This window comes from Ruegeria intermedia (genome assembly GCF_900129345.1).
Lineage (GTDB): Bacteria > Pseudomonadota > Alphaproteobacteria > Rhodobacterales > Rhodobacteraceae > Ruegeria > Ruegeria intermedia.
In genome coordinates this window covers 93,481-110,923 of the sequence record NZ_FQVK01000004.1, presented here as the reverse complement: position 1 = coordinate 110,923, position 17,443 = coordinate 93,481, and the positions used below count along the sequence as shown (strand labels likewise).

Genomic DNA, 17,443 nt, shown 5'->3' with positions numbered 1-17,443 from the left:
ATCCCGGTCAACGATCTTCGCCCCGCGTACCCAGGGACGGACTGGGGCCGTCGCGTTGCGGCGTTGCGTTCGGGCCGTCCGAAACCGTCGGCGCCGGTTGCCGCATCAGATTGCGCAGGAACAGCGGCGCCAGCCCCGACAGCGGATTGACCGAGACCTGCGGCGCCGAGAACGGGCCGACCAGCTTGTAGTTGAAGGCGAAAACACCCTCGCCCTTCTGGGTCAGAACGCTGCCGATGGCGTTGACCAGGTAGATCGGCGAAATCGCGCCCTGTAGGTTCAGGAATTTGCGCTTCAGATCGACCGTGCCGTCGAACGACAGCCCCAGCGATGGCCCGACCGCGCTGCCGCTGAGGATCTTGACCTGCGTCGGCGTGATTCGCATCGCACTCTCGATCGACGAGAACTGGATCCCCTGCCCGGACATCTCGTCCAGCAGCCCCACCAGGCTGATCGCGTTCAACAGGGCCGCCATGGCCGGGGCATCAGTGATGCGCGTGTTGCGGATGTTCAGGTTCAGGTCAAAGTTGCCGGGCTCGGCCACCGGGTCCAGCTGGACCTGGAGCGTGCCGCCCTGCGCCTGCGTCAGCAACCCGGCCGACCGCAGCACGGCCCCGGCATCCACCGATTGCAGCCGGACTGCGCTGCGGCCATCGCTGCCGGGAAAGACCTGCCCCTGAACGGTGGCACCACCGTTCACCCGGGCGCTGAACCCGCCCTGCAGGCCGCCCGTCGTCTGGAAATTCCCGGTCAGGCCGGTCAGGGCCACCGTGTCGGTGACCTGCAGCCGGTCCAGCGTCACGTCCAGTTTCGGGCCCGCACCGCCGCCTCCGCCACCGCTGGCGAAGGTCGCCCTGGCCAGGTTCAGAACCCCACCCAGAACCCGGATATCCGGGGCCGCCGCACCCCGCCCGATCAGTTCCGCCGGAACCGCCAGCCAATCGCCCAGTTCGAACGTGCTGAACCGGATCCGGTCCAGCGCGCCGTCCCTGACCGAGATCGCGCCCACGGCCCGCAGCCCGGCGGCTTCGATCCGCAGCGTGTCGATGCTCAGCGGCTCGGAGACGGTGGCCTCGACCGTCAGAGCGCCCGTGTCGGACGGAGGCTTGCGCCAACCCAATTCGGGGATCGCCAGGGTCACCCCGGCAAGATCCGAACTGGCGCGCAGACGCGTGGGCTGCCCGCCCCCGATCCCCAGTTCGATCTGCGCCACGCTCTGCCCCGCCAGCATCTGCGGCGGCAATCCCGCCTTCAGCTCGTCCATCAACCGCGGCGACAGCTCGATCTGCCCGGTCAGGGTGCTGCGCTGCGGCTCGGTGCCGCCGATGGGCTGTCGCCAGCGGACCTGCATCGGAACCGCCCCGAAAGACCCGTCGCCGGCGATGGTGACCTCGTCCTGGGTGCCGCTCAGGGCCAGTTTCGCCGCGCTGACGCGGAAACCGGGCACAAGACGCTCGGTCTGCAGGTTCAGGATGTCCCCGGCAAAATGGAACCGGGTGTCTTCCAGCTTGACCCCCTTGATCAGCGGCAGGGCCAACGTGCCGCTCAACCGCACCTGCCCGTCGGCCAGATCAACCGGCAGTTTGGCCTTGGTCAGCACGGACAATGGCGGCCGGTCCAGCAGCGACAGCGCCGCGGTCACGCTGCCCCTGGCCTGAATGCGCGCGATGCCCGGCGTCGATTTCTTGATCCCGGTATCGGGGATGATGAACGAGGTGCCCGCGGCATCGACGACTCCGCCCTGATCGGCCTGCACGAATCCCTGATGGGCGGTGACGGCAAAGCGCCGCTCGATCAGGCTGGCCTCGCCGCGTGCGTTCTGCAACGGCGGCAGGGTCTTGGCAAACCGGACGGTCGCCCGGTCGAATTCGAAATCCGCATAAATCTGCGGTTTGCTCCCCGGGCGCAGGCGCAGGGCGAAATCCACGTCCGACATCTGCCCGCCGAACACGTTTTCCGTGACCCATTTGCGCGGCTTCGGCGCCAGCCGCGGCGGCCAGTACCGCAGTACGCGCCTGTGCGAGATCTGATTGATCCCGGCATCCAGATCCACGCTCCAACCGTCGGGCAGGCCCTGCACCGCACCGGATGCGTGCAGCCGCACGTCATCGTCCTCGACAACCGCCTGCCCCAGTTGCAGGCGGAACGGGTTCAGACTGACCTGGAAATCCAGCTGAGCCCGGTTCAGGCGCAGATCCTCCACGAACAGATCGGCCGGGTTCACCCCGATTCCCGTCAGGCGGACCTGAACCGCCATGCTCTGCAGCGCACCCGTCTCCACACCCTCCAGATAGGCCTCACCTTCACCCTGGACCGTTCCCCAGGCCGAGGCGATGGATACTTCGTTGAAATCCAGAGCCTGCCGGCCGGGGTCATAGGTGAAATAGGTGCGAGCCGTTTCAAACGGCACCGGCCGGGTTTCGGGGTTGGGCTGCACGGCGCCCGGGCCGAGGTTGAGCGTGGCAAAAACCGGCCCCAACGCCCCCTGCCCGTCGATGCTGCCGCGCAGGGCGCCCGAGATCGGCGTGTCCAGCACCTGCAGCCACGCCAGCGCCGGCGCCTGCGCGGCCACGTCCACGGCGGGCAGGTCCGTGATCGAGATTCCGAACTGTGCCTGAGGCGAGCCGAAGGTGCTGGTATAGTTGGCCTCGACCATGCTGACAAAGTCGCGCCCCGCCAGAACCGAGAACCCGGTGGCCAGCCGCAAGGCCCGGTCGTCGCGGGTGACCAGGATGTGCCCGCCATCCAGAACCCAGGACCGGCCAAGCCGCTGATCGCTGTAGTCCAGCGTGATCGCCTCCATCTCGACCGACGCCAGCGCGGACAGGGCCGGAGACTGGAAAACGGCATCGGCCTGCTCGATCAGTTCGGCCAGATTCGGCGCCTGCCGCACGGGGGCGCTGCCCGAGCCCACGGTCAGGGTCAGCATCCCGTCCGGCCCGCGGACCAGCGTGATCTGGGCCCCGTTCAGCACGATCCGCTTGGGCCGGACATGACCGCGCAGCAACGGGCGCATCGACAGGCTGGCCCGCAGATCCGACACATGCGCGATCTGCCGCCCTTCGGCATCAGTGATCGACACGTCGCTCAGCCGCAGGCGCGGACGCCAGCCCTCGTGGATGATGAAACTGGCATCGCCGAACCGGATTTTCACCCCGTCCAGCGCCTGATCCAGCCGCGTCTCGACCCGGTCGCGCAGCCAGGCCGGCGCATGCACCCGTTGCCCCAAAACCATCAACCCCGCGAACACGGCCAGAAACACCAGCACGAAAACCCCGCGCAAGGCCCACAGAACGGCCGTCCGGCGGCGGGACCGGCGGCGCGGCGCCCGGCCCTGTTCGTCCGATTTTTCGTCCTGCCGCTCAGCCAATTCGCCTACCAGCCTTCCAACCCGCTGACGCCGTTCTATTATCCGCGGCAGTTCATCACAACCACAACCGGAGACCTCCATGCCCGACCTGTCAGACATCGCCCCCGATTTCACCCTGCCCCGTGACGGCGGCGGTTCGGTCACCCTGTCGGCCCTGCGCGGCCGCCCCGTCGTTCTGTTCTTCTATCCCCGCGATGATACGCCGGGCTGCACGAAGGAATCCATCGGATTTTCCGAGGCTCTGCCCGCTTTCGCCGAGGCCGGCGCGCAGGTCTTCGGCATCTCGCGCGACAGCGTCGCCAAGCATGACAAGTTCGTCGCCAAGCACGGTCTGACCACGCCGCTTCTGTCCGACGAAGACGGATCCGTCTGCGAGGCCTACGGTGTCTGGGTGGAAAAGAACATGTACGGAAAGAAATCAATGGGGATCGAGCGTTCGACCTTTCTGCTCGACGCCGACGGCAAGATCGCCCGCGTCTGGCGCAAGGTGAAGGTCCCCGGTCACGTCGATGAGGTGCTGGAGGCCGTGCGCGCGCTTTGACGCCGCGCGCCATCCGGTCTAAGAGGCGGCAGTTTCATTCGACCCGAGGATCACCGTGGCCAAGACCCTAACCCAGATGGCAACCGAGGTACTGACCACCGCGGACGGGCGGGCCAAGACCGCCCTGTCGCGGCGCCATGCCGCCGACTGGGTCGCGTCCCGCAAGGGCGAGGCCCCGGCGATCGAGATCGGCACCGCCGAACCGCCGCTGCATCCCGCGCGCCCGGCCCGCCCCGAGCTGCTGTCGCCGCGCGACGTGCCGCGCCGCCGCCCCGGGTCCGAGGCCGGGCGCATCGCGCTGCTGCATGCCGTGGCCCATATCGAGCTGAACGCGGTGGACCTGCATTGGGACATCATCGCCCGGTTCGGACACGTACCGATGCCGATCGGGTTCTACGACGACTGGGTCAAATGCGCCGAGGAGGAATCGCGCCATTTCGAGATGGTCTGCGACTGTCTGGAAGCGATGGGCAGCCATTACGGCGCGCTGCCCGCCCATGCCGGCATGTGGCGCGCGGCCGAGGACACCGCCGAGGACCTGATGGGGCGGCTTGCGGTGGTGCCGATGGTGCTCGAGGCACGCGGCCTGGACGTGACGCCGGGCATGATCGAGATTTTCCGCAAGGCCAAGGCCGATCAGGCGGTGGCCGCGCTGGAAGTGATCTATGCCGAAGAGGTCGGCCACGTCGCCTATGGGTCGAAATGGTTCCACTTTCTGTGCGGTCGGGAAAACGCCGACCCCAAGGACGTGTTTCACGAATTGGTCCGCCGGTATTTCCACGGCGCCCTGAAGCCGCCCTTCAACGAAGAGAAGCGGGCCGAGGCCGGGTTGCCGCCCGATTTCTACTGGCCCCTGGCCGAAGATCTTCCCCCGCCCGGAACGGCGCGGAAATAGACCGGGCACAGCGCGCTTCGGCAAATTCCCGCCGATCCAGCGCCCCAAACTGCGCGATTTTTGCACCAATCGGTTAACAAACTTGCCCAATCGCTGACCGGCCATTAATCAGTCGTCCCAAGGGTCGGCAAGCCGCCACGGCAACCACTCATGACCGACCCGGACAATGGGGATGAGGAGTAAGGCGCGTGCGAACACGTCTGGCGATCAAACTGCACTCACTGCTCGAACGGCACTTTCCCGAACGCAGGGTCTTTCTGAAATCCGACAGGGACACGCGCTTTGTCCGGCTCAGTTCGGAAACCCAGGTGCTGGCGGTTCTGGGCGTGGCGGTCATGGTCGGCTGGACGTCGGTGGCCACTGCGCTGTTGCTGATGGACAGCATCGGGTCGGGCAATTTCCGCGAGCAGGCCAAACGCGATCAGGCGGTATATCAGGAACGTCTGAACATCCTGTCCGCCGAACGGGACGCCCGCGCCCAAGAGGCGCTGGCCGCGCATGAACGCTTCAATTCCGCGCTCGAGCGGATCTCGGCGATGCAGTCGGAACTGCTGGAATCCGAGAACCGCCGGCACGAGCTGGAAACGGGAATCGAAGTGATACAGGCCACCCTGCGCGCCACCATGAAACAGCGCGAAGAGGCGCGCGCCGAACTGGCCGCGCTGAAGCGGAAGGCCGACGATCCGGCCGCGGCCATGTTCGCATCGGCCGCCCCCGCTCAGCTGGAATTCCTGTCCGAGGCCCTGGCCCGAACGGCCCAGCAGCGCGACCGGATCGCATCCGATGCCCAGAGCGCGCTGGACCAGCGCGACGAGCTGGAACTTGAGATCCAGTTGATGCAGGAACGCAATGACGAGATCTTCCGCCAGCTGGAAGAGGCGATGCTGATCTCGGTCGAGCCGCTGGACAAGATGTTCCGGCAGGCCGGCATGCCGACCGACCGGATCCTCGACGAGGTGCGGCGCGGCTACAGCGGCATCGGCGGGCCGTTGACTCCGATCTCGTTCAGCACCCGCGGCGAGGAGCTGTCGCCGGATGAAATCCGCGCCAACCGCCTGCTGGAACAGATGGACCAGTTGAACCTGTATCGCATCGCCGCTGAAAAGGCCCCGTTTGCCACGCCGGTGAAGTCGGCCTTTCGGTTCACCAGCGGCTTTGGCTATCGCCGCGACCCCAAGACCGGTGGCCGCCGGATGCACAAGGGCACCGATTTCGCCGCCCCCAAGGGCACGAACATCTATGCGACCGCCGACGGCGTCGTGACCCATGCCGGATGGCAATCGGGTTTCGGCAAGCTGGTCAAGATCAAGCACGCCTTCGGGATCGAAACCTATTACGCCCATAATTCGAACATCCGCGTGAAGGTCGGCCAAAGGGTCTCGCGCGGGGATCACATTGCTGATATGGGTAACACCGGACGGTCGACCGGAACGCATCTGCACTATGAGGTGCGCGTGAACGGAAAACCCGTAAACCCCATGACCTACATCAAGGCTGCGAACAATGTTTTCTAAGAGCAAGATCAACGAGCCCGCACCCAAGGCCTCCGAAACGGCAAAGCCCGCCGCTCCGGCAGCTCAGGCGACCCCTGCCCCGACCCAGCAGAAAGCGGCCGCAACCCCGCCGAAACCCAAGCCGCCGGCATCGGTTCTGTCGTCCGATCTGCACATCACCGGCAACATCAAGACCACCGGCGACATCCAGGTCGAAGGCACCGTCGAGGGCGACATCCGCGCGCATCTGCTGACCATCGGCGAGACCGCGACGATCAAGGGCGAAGTGACCGCCGATGACGTGGTCATCAACGGCCGCATCGTGGGCCGCGTGCGCGGGCTGAAGGTGCGCCTGACCTCGACCGCGCGTGTCGAGGGCGACATCATCCACAAGACCATCGCCATCGAAAGCGGCGCGCATTTCGAGGGGTCGGTCCAGCGTCAGGACGACCCGCTGAACCCGGGCCGCAGCGGCAAGACCGGCGCCAACCCGGCCGCCGAAGTCAGCCAGTAAATCCGAAGAACCCAACGGTTCCGACCCAAGCGCCGCGGCCCCGCCGCGGCGTTTTTTCGTGCGCGATGCCCCCGAGAACGTAGCCAATGAGTCCCAATGCGGCGCGGCTATCGGTGCGGGATTCGAAATTTTCCCGATTTCGGATACACTTGCCCCCGTTGTATTTGGGAGATTTCACGATGCGAGCAAAATTGATGGCCGAATTCTTCGGCACGTTCTGGCTGGTTCTTGGCGGGTGCGGCAGTGCGGTTCTGGCCGCAGGCGTGGCGGATGTCGGCATCGGCTGGCTGGGCGTTTCCTTCGCCTTCGGTTTGACGGTGCTGACGATGGCCTTTGCGGTGGGCCATATCTCGGGCGGACATTTCAACCCGGCCGTCAGCCTGGGCCTGATGATCGGCGGACGCTTTCCGGCCAGAGACCTGCTGCCTTATTGGGCCGCGCAAGTGATCGGCGCCATCCTGGCCGCTGCGGTTCTTTACCTGATCGTCAGCGGCGCGCCCGGGTTTTCCGGTGTGGGCAGTTTTGCCTCGAACGGGTACGGCGAAGCCTCGCCCGAGGGCTATTCGATGATGTCCGCCCTGGTGATCGAGATCGTCCTGACCGCCTTTTTTCTGATCATCATTCTGGGCGCAACGTCCCAAAAGGCTCCGGCCGGGTTTGCGCCCATCGCCATCGGTTTGGGGCTGACCCTGATCCACCTGATCTCGATCCCGGTCACCAACACGTCGGTGAACCCGGCCCGCTCGACCGGCGTTGCGCTCTTCGCCGACGGGCCTGCGCTGGCCCAGCTGTGGCTGTTCTGGATCGCCCCGCTGATCGGCGGCGCGGTGGGCGCGCTGATCTGGAAGGCGATGGCGTCCGAGGACTGACGCCCGGCCTAGCGACCCGTCATCCAGATGCCGTCGGGCCAGAAGGCGTGGAAGGCAAAGGCGAACATCACGTCATGCACCACGTCCTGCCCGGCGGCATCGGTGACGCGGATCGAGCCGACGTCACGCCCCTTGGCGATGCGCCCGGCGTCCAGCGCCGAGGCCTGGCCGCTGCGCCACGAGATCGTCACGCCGGCCTCGGCCACCTGCCCTTCGCGGCGCAGGCGGGTCAGTGGCCAGGCCCGGTCGCCCACCCGCACCACACGTTCCAGCGGGTGAAGACCATGTGGCGGCGGCGCTCCGTCATACAGAAACGGTTGGCGCGATGTGTCATAGCCGCGATAGGGGTTGCGGCCATAGTCGCGGCTGTAATCCGGTTCGGCCATCACCAGCCCATCGGGGTTGCGCTGACGAAACTGCGCCCAACTTTCCATCCACGCCGGCAGCGCCCGCAGCCGGGTTCCGGTCAGCCGCCCGACGATGGCCTCGCCCGTGGCCTGCTGCCACCAGCTTTCGGTTTCACGGTCGTACATGACCATGTCCGAATGGCGCAGCTTGCCCGTGACGCCAAAACCAAGCACGCCGTGCGCGGTGCGCCGGTCGAACACCAGCGCCGAGTTGCACAAGGGGCAATAGGTGATCGCGACGGGCTGGTTGCCGATCCGGTCATTGACGATCTCGTGCCAGATCAGATAGCGGATCGGATAGGCCCTTGGCCGCGCGCCGGGTAGTTCGACCGAGATGACCGGCTCGACAGCGGCCAGTCCGGTATTCACGGACACCCCGACAAAACGCGGATCGCTGAGCGCCGGGATGCCATCTCTGGGCGGTCCGCCCGAACGGATCTGGCTCCAGTCCTGCACCGAGGTCATCGTGAAATCGGTCCGCGGCCACTCGCCACGCCACAGATCGGGGTTGGCGGAGGCAGCCGCCGCGCAAACCAGCAGAAGGGCAGATATAAGGGATCGCATGAGGCACCTCTGGCTGTCTGCCATGATGCGCGATGCGCGGGCGGCGGGCCAAGCCCCCCGCACGGGGACGTGAACGCCCGTGCGGCAAACCCGGCGCGGAAACCGCGCCGGGGGTCGAGGTCATTCGGTAACGGTGACCTTGGTCATCACGTCGGGCTGGCCGATCACGGCGCCGTTCGGGCCGGTGCCGCGCTTGATGGCGTCCACCACGTCCATCCCACCGGTCACCTTGCCGACCACCGTGTACTGGCCGTTCAGCGACGGGGCCCGCTCGAACATGATGAAGAACTGCGAGTTGGCGCTGTTCGGATCACGCGCGCGGGCCATGCCGACGATGCCACGCTCGTACGGGATGGCCGAGAATTCGGCCGGCAGGTCAGGACGATCGGACCCACCGGTGCCCGCGCGGCGCATGTCACTGCCCAGCTTGCCGTATTCGACATCGCCGGTCTGCGCCATGAAGCCTTCGATCACGCGGTGGAACACCACCCCGTCATACTTGCCCTGGGCAGCCAGAGCGGTGATCTGCTCGACATGTTTGGGCGCAACGTCTTCGAACAGGTCGATGGTGATCGTGCCGTTGGCCTCGCCCTCGACTTCGATCTGCAGGCCCGTGGCCAGCGCCGGGCTGGCCAGCAAGGCAAAGGCGGCGGCCAGCTTATACATCGGCGGCCACCTTGACGCTGATCATGCGGTCGGGGTTCGCGGGCGGCTCGCCGCGGGTGATGGCGTCGACATGCTCCATCCCCTCGATCACGCGGCCATAGACGGTGTATTGGCCGTTCAGGAAATGGTTGTCCTTGAAGTTGATGAAGAACTGCGAATTGGCCGAGTTCGGGTTGGCCGACCGGGCCGCGCCCAGCGTGCCGCGGTCATGCGGCAGTTTCGAGAATTCCGCCGGAAGGTTCGGCAGCGACGACCCGCCGGTGCCCGCCATGCGGATGTTGAAGCCGTCTTCCATGTCGCCGTGCTGTACGTCGCCCGTCTGCGCCATGAAGCCGTCGATCACCCGGTGAAAGGCCACGTTGTCATACTCGCCCGCGCGCGCCAGTTCCTTCATGCGCTCGCAATGCTGGGGCGCCACGTCGGGCAGCAGCTCGATGACGACCTTGCCGTCCTTCAGCTCGATTATGATGGTGTTTTCGGGATCCTTGATCTCGGCCATGGGGCTCTCTCCTGTGGAAATGGTTTGCGCAAATACCTATGCGCCGGACGCGGGAAAGCCAAGTGAAGCATTGACCTGTCGGCAAAATGCAGGAAAAGAACCGCTGACGCGTGGTGACAACGGCGAGGATGACACGATGGGCTGGAAAACGCTGGACGACATGGACCTGCAGGGCAAACGCGTGCTGGTGCGCGTGGACATCAACGTGCCGGTCGTGGATGGCGCGGTGACCGACGACACGCGCATCCAACGCATCGTGCCCACCGTGCGCGACATTCTGGCCAAGGGCGGCAAACCGATCCTGCTGGCCCATTTCGGGCGCCCCGGCGGTGAACGTCGGCAGAACCTGTCGCTGAAACAGCTGGTGCCCGCGCTGGAGTCGGCCTTTGGCACCAAGGTCCGCTTTGGCGAGGATTGCGTCGGATACGAGGCCGAGCTGGCCGTGGCCAACCAAGGCGAAGGCGAGGTCGTCCTGCTGGAGAACACGCGGTTTCACGACGGAGAAACCAAGAACAGCGCCAAACTGGCCGAAGGGATGGCCAAGCTGGGCGACGTCTATTGCAACGATGCCTTTTCCGCCGCGCACCGTGCCCATGCCTCGACCGAGGGGCTGGCGCGGCTGCTGCCGGCCTGCGCGGGGCGCCTGATGCAGGCCGAACTGAGCGCGCTCGAGGCCGCGTTGGGCAACCCTCAGCGTCCGGTCACCGCGGTGGTCGGCGGGGCCAAGGTCTCGACCAAGCTGGACCTGCTGGGCAACCTGATCGAGAAGGTCGACAACCTGATCATCGGCGGCGGCATGGCCAACACCTTCCTGCTGGCCAAAGGGTATGACGTGGGCAAATCGCTGGCCGAACACGCCATGACCGACACCGCGGCGCAGATCATGGCCAAGGCCGAGGAAACCGGCTGTCGCATCATCCTGCCCAGCGACGTGGTCGTGGCCGAAAAGTTCGAGACCCACGCCCCGCACCAGGTGGTGTCGGCCGATCAGTGCCCGGCCGATGCGATGATCCTGGACGCCGGGCCGGAAACCGTGGCCACGATCTGCAAGACCTTTGAAGACAGCAAGACCCTGATCTGGAACGGCCCGCTGGGTGCTTTCGAGATCGAACCCTTCGACGCGGCCACCAACGCCGCCGCGCTGAAGGCGGCCGAGCTGACCCGAGCGGGCAAGCTGGTCTCGGTCGCAGGCGGCGGCGATACGGTCGCCGCGCTGAACGCGTCGGGCGCGGCCAAGGATTTCTCGTACATCTCGACGGCGGGTGGCGCATTCCTGGAATGGATGGAAGGCAAAACCCTGCCCGGCGTTGCCGCGCTGGAGCAATAACGCAATTCTGGCTGGCAATCGGCATTCGTGGTATTCTGCCACAAGCCGAGAGATGGGCCATGAAAGCCGTTGCCACCCTTGCCGTTATCCTTCTGCCCACAGTTTCCGGCGCGCAGTCCCATTGCGCCGGCCAAACCCAGATCGACGCCACGTTCTGCGCCAAAGAGAGATGGGAGATCGCTGACAAAGAGCTGAACCGCCTCTGGAACGAAATCAAACCGGCGGCGGATAGGCGCGGAAACGGCCAGGCATTGTTGAACGAACAGCGCGCCTGGCTGAAACGCAGGGATGCGACCTGCGCCCCCGAACTCCAAAGCGATGGCAGCGCTGCGCAGATGTTCTATTGGTCCTGCATGGAAGAACAGACCCTGAAGCGAAATCAGGAACTGACCGCTTGGCGTTGAGGCGCTCCCCGCGCGGTCACGGCCTGCAAACGACAACTTTTTCCGTCGAACTCCAAAAAGTGCGAATCGGGGATTCACAAGCCGAATCACCTGTGACATAGTGCCGACAGATGCCCGGGAAACGGGCACGATTTCGAGGCAGCATTCATACGGCGGTAAACAGAGTGTCCCGTTCCAGTCGTCCCGGTTTGGGCGCAGTCCTGTTCTTTTCAGTGGCGTTTTTGCTGGGTGTGTATTTCACCTTCGCCGCCGTACAGGGCGACTACGGCCTGCTCAGGCGGGTCGAGATTGCGGCGGAACGGGATGCTCTGTCGCGCGACCTCGCCGCATTGAACGCCGAGATCGCGCGGATGGAAAACCTGACGCGCAGGCTCTCGGACACCTATCTTGACCTTGATCTTCTGGACGAACAGGCACGCTCGGTTCTGGGCATGATCCGCGCCGACGAAATCGTCATCCGCTGAACGCCCGCCCCGGTTTTGGCACAGCGCGCGCCGGGACGCTGCGTCACATTTCCACTCGCCAGACCGCGCGAAATGCACTAAAAGATAGTTTAACGCTAAACTATCTTGCCGGAAGGGAGAGGTCGCCACGATGGCTGCGCGAAAAACCACAAAGAAACCAAACGTTTCTGCGGAAGAACTCAAGACCTACTACCGCGAGATGCTGTTGATCCGCCGATTCGAGGAAAAGGCAGGACAACTGTACGGAATGGGTCTGATCGGCGGCTTCTGCCACCTCTACATCGGGCAAGAGGCGGTCGTCGTCGGGCTCGAGGCCGCGGCCGAGGAAGGCGACAAGCGCATCACCTCCTACCGCGACCACGGCCACATGCTGGCCTGCGGCATGGACCCGGGCGGCGTAATGGCCGAGCTTACCGGGCGCATCGGCGGCCTGTCCAAGGGCAAGGGCGGCTCGATGCACATGTTCTCGAAGGAAAAGCATTTCTATGGCGGCCACGGCATCGTGGGCGCGCAGGTGCCGCTGGGCGCCGGTCTGGCCTTTGCCGACAAGTACAAGGGAAATGGCCGCGTGACCTTCACCTATTTCGGCGATGGCGCGGCGAACCAGGGCCAGGTCTATGAAACCTTCAACATGGCCGCCCTGTGGCAGCTGCCGGTGGTCTTCGTGATCGAGAACAACCAGTACGCCATGGGCACGGCGCAGTCGCGCTCGACCTCCACCAAGGACATCTATCACCGCGGCGAGGCGTTCGGCATCCCCGGCGAGATCGTCAACGGCATGGACGTGCTGGCGGTGAAAGAGGCCGGCGAAAAGGCCGTGGCGCACTGCCGCGCGGGCAAGGGCCCCTACATCCTCGAGGTCAAGACCTACCGCTATCGCGGCCATTCGATGTCGGACCCGGCCAAGTACCGCACCCGTGAAGAGGTGCAGAAGGTGCGCGAACAGAGCGACCCGATCGAACATGTGCGCGAGCTGCTTCTGTCCGGCAAGCACGCATCCGAGGATGACCTCAAGGCGATCGACAAGGAGATCAAGGAGGTCGTCAACAAGGCCGCCGAATTCGCCAAGGAAAGCCCCGAGCCGCCCGTCGAAGAGCTCTGGACCGACATCTACGCCTGAGAGGACGAACAAGACATGGCAACCGAAATTCTCATGCCCGCCCTTTCGCCGACCATGGAGGAAGGCACCCTGGCCAAGTGGCTGGTCAAGGAAGGCGACACCGTAAGCTCCGGCGACATTCTGGCCGAGATCGAAACCGACAAGGCGACGATGGAGTTCGAAGCCGTCGATGAGGGCATCATCGGCAAGATCCTGATCCCCGAGGGCACCGAAGGGGTCAAGGTCAACACCCCCATCGCCGTGCTGGTCGAAGAGGGCGAAGACGTCTCCGCCCTGCCCGAGGCTGCCCCGGCAGCCGAGGCGGGCAACGAGGCCGCCGCCCCTGCGGCGGTTGAGGCGCCCGCACCCGCCCCTGCCGCGGCTCCGGCCGCGCCCGTGGTGGATCTCTCGCCCGACTGGCCGGCCGATGCGCCGATGAAACAGCAGACCGTCCGCGAAGCCCTGCGCGACGCGATGGCCGAGGAAATGCGCTCGGACGAAGACGTCTACCTGATGGGCGAGGAAGTCGGTGAATACCAGGGCGCCTACAAGGTCAGCCAAGGTCTGCTGGACGAGTTCGGCGCAAAACGCGTGATCGACACGCCGATCACCGAGCATGGCTTTACCGGCATCGCTGTAGGCTCGGCCTTTGGCGGGCTCAAGCCGATCGTCGAGTTCATGACGTTCAACTTCGCCATGCAGGCAATTGACCAGATCATCAACTCGGCCGCCAAGACGCTGTACATGTCGGGTGGTCAGATGGGTTGCCCGATCGTGTTCCGCGGCCCCAACGGCGCGGCGGCGCGCGTGGCAGCCCAGCACTCTCAGGATTATGCCGCCTGGTACATGCAGATCCCCGGCCTGAAGGTGGTGATGCCCTATTCGGCGGCCGACGCCAAGGGGCTGCTGAAATCGGCGATCCGAGACCCCAACCCGGTCGTGTTCCTGGAAAACGAAATCCTCTATGGCCGCTCCTTCGACGTGCCGCAGGTCGATGACCTGACCGTACCGCTGGGCAAGGCCCGCATCTGGCGCGAAGGCACCGACGTGACCATCGTCAGCTTCGGCATCGGCATGCAATACGCGCTGGAAGCCGCCGACAAACTGGCCGAGGACGGCATCAGCGCCGAGGTGATCGACCTGCGCACCCTGCGTCCGATGGACACCGGCACCATCATCAACTCGGTGATGAAGACCAACCGTCTGGTCACGGTCGAGGAAGGCTGGCCGCAGGGCTCCGTCGGCAGCTACATCAGCTCGGTGGTGATGCAGCAGGCGTTCGACTATCTCGACGCGCCCGTCATCAACTGCACCGGCAAGGACGTGCCCATGCCCTATGCCGCCAACCTGGAAAAACTGGCGCTGGTGACCACTGACGAGGTGATCGAAGCCGTCAAACAAGTGACCTATCGGTAAGGAGCGACTGACAGATGCCCACCGAAATCCTGATGCCCGCCCTTTCGCCGACCATGGAGGAAGGCACGCTCGCCAAATGGCTGGTCAAGGAAGGCGACACCGTCTCCTCGGGCGACCTGCTGGCCGAGATCGAGACCGACAAGGCCACGATGGAATTCGAAGCCGTTGACGAAGGCGTCGTCGGCAAGATCCTGATCCCCGAGGGCACCGAAGGGGTCAAGGTCAACACCCCCATCGCCGTGCTGCTGGAAGAAGGCGAAAGCGCCGACGACATCGCAGCCGCGCCGACCGAGGCGGCGGAGGCTGCACCCGCAGCCGACGCGGGCAACGAGGCTGCCGCCCCCGCGGCATCCGAGGCGCCCGCCCCTGCCCCGGCACCGGCGGCCCCGGTCAAAGCCGATGGCGGTCGTATCTTCGCCTCGCCCCTGGCCCGCCGTATCGCCGCGCAAAAAGGGCTGGACCTGGCGCAGATCAAGGGCTCGGGCCCGCATGGCCGCATCGTCAAGGCGGATGTCGAAGGCGCAACCGCTCCGGCCGCCGCTCCGGCCCCGGCAGCCGCACCCAGCGCAGCGCCTGCACCCGCGGCGGCTCCCGCCGGCCCCTCGGCCGACATGGTGGCCCGCATGTACGAAGGCCGCGAATACGAGGAGGTCAAGCTGGACGGCATGCGCAAGACCATCGCCGCCCGTCTGGCCGAGGCCAAGCAGACCATCCCGCATTTCTACCTGCGCCGCGACATCAAGCTGGACGCGCTGCTGAAATTCCGCAGCCAGTTGAACAAGCAGCTGGAGTCCCGCGGCGTGAAGCTGAGCGTCAACGACTTCATCATCAAGGCCGTCGCCAACGCGCTGCAGCAGGTGCCCGAATGCAACGCCGTCTGGGCGGGCGACCGGGTGCTGCAGTTGAAACCTTCGGACGTGGCCGTGGCGGTAGCGATCGAAGGCGGGCTGTTCACCCCGGTCCTGCAGGATGCCGACAGCAAGTCGCTGTCCGCGCTCTCGACCGAGATGAAAGACCTCGCCGCCCGCGCCCGCGAGCGCAAGCTGGCTCCGCATGAATACCAGGGCGGCACCTTCGCGATCTCGAACCTCGGCATGTATGGCATCGACAATTTCGACGCCATCGTGAACCCGCCGCACGCGGGCATCCTGGCCGTCGGCACCGGCGCAAAGAAGCCGGTCGTGGGCGAAGACGGGGAACTGACCGTGGCGACCGTGATGTCGGTTACCATGTCGGTCGATCACCGGGTGATCGACGGCGCGCTGGGAGCACAGCTCCTGCAGGCCATCGTGGACAACCTGGAAAACCCGGTGGTCATGCTGGCCTGATCCACGCCGCAAGAATCAAAAAGCCGCCTCGGACCCCGAGGCGGCTTTTTTCGTACCTGAGAACAGGCTTACCGATCCTTGCCCAGCATGTGATCCATCGAGATCGAGGGCTGGTCGCATCCGGCCTCGCCCACGATCTTGGCGGGGATGCCGGCCACGGTCTTGCAGGGGGGCACATCCTGCAGCACCACAGAACCGGCAGCGATACGGCTGCAATGACCCACCCGGATATTGCCCAGAACCTTGGCGCCGGCGCCGATCAGAACGCCATCCTCGATCTTGGGATGGCGGTCCTCTTCCTCCTTGCCGGTCCCGCCAAGGGTCACCGAATGCAGCATCGAGACGTTGTCGCCCACGACCGCGGTTTCACCGATCACGATGGAATGCGCATGGTCGATCATGATGCCCTTGCCGATCTTCGCGGCAGGGTGGATGTCGATTCCAAAAATCTCGGAACAGCGCATCTGCAGGAAATAGGCCAGATCGTGGCGGCCCTTGCGCCACAACCAATGCGCCACGCGATAGGCCTGCATGGCCTGGTAGCCCTTGAAATACAGGATCGGCTGCAGCAGACGATGGCAGGCCGGGTCACGCTCGTACACGGCCATCAGGTCAGCCCGGGCGGCGGTCAGCAGGCTTTTGTCGTCGGCGTAGGCCTCCTCCACGATTTCCCGCAGCACCATCATCGACATCTCGTTCGAGCACAGCTTGGCCGAGATCCGGTACGACAGGGCACGTTCCAGCGATTTGTGGTGCAGGATGCAGGCATGCACGAGCCCACCCATCAAGGGCTCTTTCTCGACGGCGGCTTGTGCCTCGGATGTGATCCGGTCCCAGACGGGATCGACCGGAGTGACTTGGGTGCGCGTTTCAAACATGGCTTTTGTTCCTTTTCTGCGCCTAGAATAGCCATCTAGGCCCATAAAGGCCAAACGCAAACCCTTGATCTACGGCACAACAAAAAATGAACCAGGCGGAACTGAAGGAATTCGAAACACGGATCCGCGCCCGGTTGGCCGAACTGGAACAGAATTCCGAAGCCGGGAAACAGGCCCAGTCGGTCGTCGAGCTTGACCAGCAGACGGTTGGGCGACTCAGCCGGATGGACGCGCTGCAGAACCAGGCCATGGCCAAGGCCCAACAGACTCGGCGCGATCTTGAAGCCCGCCGGCTGAATGCCGCGTTGGCGCGGATTTCCGAGGGTGAGTTCGGGTATTGCGAAGACTGCGGCGAGGCCATCGCGCGTGGGCGGATGGAACTGGATCCAGCCGCCGGGAAATGCGTCAGCTGCGCGTCCGGCTGATCTGAAACCGGACCAGATGGCGCAGAACCGTCTCGAAGCACTGGCAGTAATCCGTGTCGTCGAAACCCGGTTCATCCGCCAGGGGTCGGCCACGCGCCGCCGCCATCAACGACCCGTTGCCGAACTGCGGATGCAGCCGCCCGGTGGCCGCGACATGCCGATCGGCCAGCTCGGCCTCGGCGATCATGCGGGCACACAGGCGGTCCCTTTGTGGTGGCGGCGCGGTCAACAGGACCCGCGCCGCCGCGCTGACGTCTCCGTGCAGAACGGGGCGCATGACCGGC

18 protein-coding genes are annotated in these 17,443 nt (G+C 65.2%); 12 read left to right on the top strand and 6 right to left on the bottom strand.

The window, feature by feature from the left end:
- Nucleotides 1–7: 7 nt before the first annotated feature.
- Complete coding sequence (locus F3H26_RS04525; protein WP_223162427.1) at nt 8–3,370, bottom strand: YhdP family protein; 3,363 nt, start codon at nt 3,368–3,370, stop codon at nt 8–10.
- A gap of 79 nt (nt 3,371–3,449) precedes the next feature.
- Between F3H26_RS04525 and F3H26_RS04520 the strand changes: the two genes are divergently transcribed.
- The 5 genes from F3H26_RS04520 (at nt 3,450) to aqpZ (ending at nt 7,682) form a co-directional block, all read left to right on the top strand.
- A complete protein-coding gene (locus F3H26_RS04520; protein ID WP_149774878.1) occupies nt 3,450–3,911 on the top strand; it encodes a peroxiredoxin in 462 nt (153 codons plus the stop codon).
- 76 nt (nt 3,912–3,987) lie between these two features.
- Nucleotides 3,988–4,806: a ferritin-like domain-containing protein gene (locus tag F3H26_RS04515; protein WP_149774944.1), complete on the top strand. Its 819-nt coding sequence runs from the start codon at nt 3,988–3,990 to the stop codon at nt 4,804–4,806.
- Nucleotides 4,807–4,994: 188 nt separating this feature from the next.
- Entirely contained in the window at nt 4,995–6,320 is a 1,326-nt protein-coding gene (locus F3H26_RS04510) for a M23 family metallopeptidase (protein ID WP_149774877.1), read from the top strand.
- Nucleotides 6,310–6,813, top strand: a complete 504-nt coding sequence (locus F3H26_RS04505; protein WP_149774876.1) for a bactofilin family protein — start codon at nt 6,310–6,312, stop codon at nt 6,811–6,813. The genes F3H26_RS04510 and F3H26_RS04505 overlap by 11 nt, the downstream gene beginning before the upstream one ends.
- 179 nt (nt 6,814–6,992) lie before the next feature.
- Nucleotides 6,993–7,682 carry an aquaporin Z gene (gene aqpZ / locus F3H26_RS04500; RefSeq protein ID WP_149774875.1) on the top strand — a complete coding sequence of 230 codons (690 nt, stop codon included), beginning with the start codon at nt 6,993–6,995 and terminating at the stop codon, nt 7,680–7,682.
- Between the two features lie 8 nt (nt 7,683–7,690).
- Here the strand turns inward: aqpZ and F3H26_RS04495 are convergent, their stop codons facing one another.
- From F3H26_RS04495 to F3H26_RS04485, 3 genes are all read right to left on the bottom strand, one after another.
- A complete protein-coding gene (locus F3H26_RS04495; protein WP_149774874.1) occupies nt 7,691–8,653 on the bottom strand; it encodes a DUF3179 domain-containing protein in 963 nt (320 codons plus the stop codon).
- A gap of 120 nt (nt 8,654–8,773) precedes the next feature.
- The gene (locus F3H26_RS04490) at nt 8,774–9,319 is read right to left on the bottom strand and encodes a peptidylprolyl isomerase (RefSeq protein ID WP_149774873.1); all 546 of its coding nucleotides are present in this window, start codon (nt 9,317–9,319) and stop codon (nt 8,774–8,776) included.
- Entirely contained in the window at nt 9,312–9,818 is a 507-nt protein-coding gene (locus F3H26_RS04485) for a peptidylprolyl isomerase (protein WP_149774872.1), read from the bottom strand. Before F3H26_RS04485 ends, F3H26_RS04490 begins: the two co-directional genes overlap by 8 nt.
- Before the next feature lie 136 nt (nt 9,819–9,954).
- Between F3H26_RS04485 and F3H26_RS04480 the strand changes: the two genes are divergently transcribed.
- From F3H26_RS04480 to F3H26_RS04455, 6 genes are all read left to right on the top strand, one after another.
- A complete protein-coding gene (locus F3H26_RS04480) occupies nt 9,955–11,145 on the top strand; it encodes a phosphoglycerate kinase (protein WP_149774871.1) in 1,191 nt (396 codons plus the stop codon).
- Between the two features lie 59 nt (nt 11,146–11,204).
- Nucleotides 11,205–11,549: a lysozyme inhibitor LprI family protein gene (locus tag F3H26_RS04475; RefSeq protein ID WP_223162426.1), complete on the top strand. Its 345-nt coding sequence runs from the start codon at nt 11,205–11,207 to the stop codon at nt 11,547–11,549.
- Nucleotides 11,550–11,713: 164 nt separating this feature from the next.
- Entirely contained in the window at nt 11,714–12,013 is a 300-nt protein-coding gene (locus F3H26_RS04470; RefSeq protein ID WP_149774869.1) for an FtsB family cell division protein, read from the top strand.
- A 130-nt stretch (nt 12,014–12,143) separates the two neighbouring features.
- Nucleotides 12,144–13,133, top strand: coding sequence for a pyruvate dehydrogenase (acetyl-transferring) E1 component subunit alpha (pdhA, locus tag F3H26_RS04465; RefSeq protein ID WP_149774868.1), 990 nt, complete (start codon nt 12,144–12,146; stop codon nt 13,131–13,133).
- Between the two features lie 15 nt (nt 13,134–13,148).
- Nucleotides 13,149–14,528 carry a pyruvate dehydrogenase complex E1 component subunit beta gene (locus F3H26_RS04460; RefSeq protein WP_149774867.1) on the top strand — a complete coding sequence of 460 codons (1,380 nt, stop codon included), beginning with the start codon at nt 13,149–13,151 and terminating at the stop codon, nt 14,526–14,528.
- A 14-nt stretch (nt 14,529–14,542) separates the two neighbouring features.
- Nucleotides 14,543–15,856 carry a pyruvate dehydrogenase complex dihydrolipoamide acetyltransferase gene (locus F3H26_RS04455; protein ID WP_149774866.1) on the top strand — a complete coding sequence of 438 codons (1,314 nt, stop codon included), beginning with the start codon at nt 14,543–14,545 and terminating at the stop codon, nt 15,854–15,856.
- A 68-nt stretch (nt 15,857–15,924) separates the two neighbouring features.
- Here the strand turns inward: F3H26_RS04455 and cysE are convergent, their stop codons facing one another.
- Nucleotides 15,925–16,734: a serine O-acetyltransferase gene (cysE, locus tag F3H26_RS04450; RefSeq protein ID WP_149774865.1), complete on the bottom strand. Its 810-nt coding sequence runs from the start codon at nt 16,732–16,734 to the stop codon at nt 15,925–15,927.
- 86 nt (nt 16,735–16,820) lie between these two features.
- Here cysE and F3H26_RS04445 point away from each other — a divergent pair, with 86 nt between their 5' ends.
- Entirely contained in the window at nt 16,821–17,159 is a 339-nt protein-coding gene (locus tag F3H26_RS04445) for a TraR/DksA family transcriptional regulator (RefSeq protein WP_149774864.1), read from the top strand.
- Here the strand turns inward: F3H26_RS04445 and F3H26_RS04440 are convergent.
- The gene (locus F3H26_RS04440) at nt 17,140–17,436 is read right to left on the bottom strand and encodes a DUF7742 family protein (RefSeq protein WP_149774863.1); all 297 of its coding nucleotides are present in this window, start codon (nt 17,434–17,436) and stop codon (nt 17,140–17,142) included. The two genes, F3H26_RS04445 and F3H26_RS04440, sit on opposite strands and share 20 nt — an antisense overlap.
- Between the last annotated feature and the right edge of the window lie 7 nt (nt 17,437–17,443).

What these genes read in the sequence shown, in the direction of transcription:
- cysE (WP_149774865.1), bottom strand. Translation starts at nt 16,734, where the DNA reads ATGTTTGAAACGCGCACCCAAGTCACTCCGGTCGATCCCGTCTGGGAC.
- F3H26_RS04485 (WP_149774872.1), bottom strand. Translation starts at nt 9,818, where the DNA reads ATGGCCGAGATCAAGGATCCCGAAAACACCATCATAATCGAGCTGAAG.
- F3H26_RS04480 (WP_149774871.1), top strand. Translation starts at nt 9,955, where the DNA reads ATGGGCTGGAAAACGCTGGACGACATGGACCTGCAGGGCAAACGCGTG.
- F3H26_RS04475 (WP_223162426.1), top strand. Translation starts at nt 11,205, where the DNA reads ATGAAAGCCGTTGCCACCCTTGCCGTTATCCTTCTGCCCACAGTTTCC.
- F3H26_RS04490 (WP_149774873.1), bottom strand. Translation starts at nt 9,319, where the DNA reads ATGTATAAGCTGGCCGCCGCCTTTGCCTTGCTGGCCAGCCCGGCGCTG.
- F3H26_RS04495 (WP_149774874.1), bottom strand. Translation starts at nt 8,653, where the DNA reads ATGCGATCCCTTATATCTGCCCTTCTGCTGGTTTGCGCGGCGGCTGCC.
- F3H26_RS04520 (WP_149774878.1), top strand. Translation starts at nt 3,450, where the DNA reads ATGCCCGACCTGTCAGACATCGCCCCCGATTTCACCCTGCCCCGTGAC.
- F3H26_RS04455 (WP_149774866.1), top strand. Translation starts at nt 14,543, where the DNA reads ATGCCCACCGAAATCCTGATGCCCGCCCTTTCGCCGACCATGGAGGAA.
- F3H26_RS04460 (WP_149774867.1), top strand. Translation starts at nt 13,149, where the DNA reads ATGGCAACCGAAATTCTCATGCCCGCCCTTTCGCCGACCATGGAGGAA.
- F3H26_RS04505 (WP_149774876.1), top strand. Translation starts at nt 6,310, where the DNA reads ATGTTTTCTAAGAGCAAGATCAACGAGCCCGCACCCAAGGCCTCCGAA.
- pdhA (WP_149774868.1), top strand. Translation starts at nt 12,144, where the DNA reads ATGGCTGCGCGAAAAACCACAAAGAAACCAAACGTTTCTGCGGAAGAA.
- F3H26_RS04515 (WP_149774944.1), top strand. Translation starts at nt 3,988, where the DNA reads ATGGCAACCGAGGTACTGACCACCGCGGACGGGCGGGCCAAGACCGCC.
- aqpZ (WP_149774875.1), top strand. Translation starts at nt 6,993, where the DNA reads ATGCGAGCAAAATTGATGGCCGAATTCTTCGGCACGTTCTGGCTGGTT.
- F3H26_RS04445 (WP_149774864.1), top strand. Translation starts at nt 16,821, where the DNA reads ATGAACCAGGCGGAACTGAAGGAATTCGAAACACGGATCCGCGCCCGG.
- F3H26_RS04440 (WP_149774863.1), bottom strand. Translation starts at nt 17,436, where the DNA reads ATGCGCCCCGTTCTGCACGGAGACGTCAGCGCGGCGGCGCGGGTCCTG.